Source organism: Cellulosimicrobium cellulans, assembly GCF_007679345.1.
GTDB classification, from domain to species: domain Bacteria; phylum Actinomycetota; class Actinomycetes; order Actinomycetales; family Cellulomonadaceae; genus Cellulomonas; species Cellulomonas cellulans_A.
Genome location: NZ_VEGH01000031.1, coordinates 1 through 1325 on the forward strand (window position 1 = coordinate 1; position 1325 = coordinate 1325).

Genomic DNA, 1325 nt, shown 5'->3' on the forward strand with positions numbered 1-1325 from the left:
CTGACTGTGAGGGTTGTGGCTGCGGCTCGCTGAGCGGTGGGCTGTGGTCGGTGGGTGCGCGCGTGACCCTTGGCCTGACTGGTCTCGTGCCTGTGAAGGGACTTGTCCGCGCGTGCCTGCCGGCCCCGGCCCGACCGGAGTTGCTGGCCTGATCAGGAGCTTGACCGCCCGTGGCTGCGGGCGTGTCCCGTCACAGTCCTGCCGGGCTCCAGCCGGACCGGAACCTCACGTTCCTCCGGTCGAAGGAGTACGCAGTGACCAGTCTGGCGCAGCAGGTCGATCTCGTCATCGGGGTCGACACCCACAAGCACACCCACACCGCCGCGATCGTCGATGCGGCCACCGGCGGCAAGCTCAGCGAGTTGACGGTGAGCACCGATCCTGGTGGCTACGGCGAGCTGCTGGCCTGGGGCGAGACGGTTGGTGGTGGTTCGCAGGTCTGGGCGTTGGAAGGCGGCGGCGGTTACGGAGCGGGCCTGGCCCGGTTCCTGCAGGCGGCCGGTGAGCAGGTCGTGGAGTTGGACCGTCCGAGGCGGGCGGCTCGCCGTCATGGCGCGAAGTCCGACTCCCTGGACGCGGTCCGCGCCGCACGTGAGGCGTTGAGCCGCGAGCACCTCGCTGAGGTGAAGCACGACGGTCCGCGCGCCGAGCTCGCAGCGCTGATGACCGCACGCCGGTCAGCGGTCGAGGCCGCGACCCTGGCCCAGCGTCAGCTGCACGCCTTGGCCATCGCGGCCCCGGAGGACCTGCGCGGGGTGCTGCGCGGGACCAGCACGACCGTGATGGTCCGGACCGCGGCCCGGTTACGGCCCCGGCCGGCCTGGGACCGCCAGACCGTGACCACCGCGCACGTCCTGCGCACCTTGGCGCGCCGGGTCCTGGCACTGCAGTGCGAGGCCCGCGACCACGAGACCGCGATCGGTGAGGTCGTGCGCTCCTGGCGACCCGACCTGCTGACCCAGCCCGGCATCGGCGTGATCGTCGCAGCGCAAGTCCTGATCGCGTGGTCCCACCCCGGGCGGCTCCGCTCCGAGGCCGCGTTCGCGATGCTCGCCGGGACCGCACCGATCCCCGCGTCCTCGGGGATGACCACCCGGCACCGGCTGAACCGGTCCGGGGACCGACAGCTCAACCGCGCCCTGCACGTCATCGCCCTCTCGCGCACCCGCTACGACCAGCGCACCCGCGACTACATCGATCGCCGCCGCGCCCAGGGCAAGACCGACCGCGAGATCCGCCGCTGCCTCAAGCGCTACATCGCCCGCGACCTGTTCCGACAGCTCGAACACAGCTGCCTACCGGCTTGACGAACCATAGGAGCGTCC

General features: G+C 71.7%; 1 protein-coding gene. It reads left to right on the forward strand.

Annotated features, from left to right (window positions below):
- Positions 1-254: 254 nt before the first annotated feature.
- Positions 255-1307 (forward strand): IS110 family transposase, encoded by a 1053-nt coding sequence (locus tag FS882_RS20685; RefSeq protein ID WP_158376147.1) that lies wholly within the window; start codon positions 255-257, stop codon positions 1305-1307.
- The last annotated feature ends 18 nt before the right edge of the window (positions 1308-1325 follow it).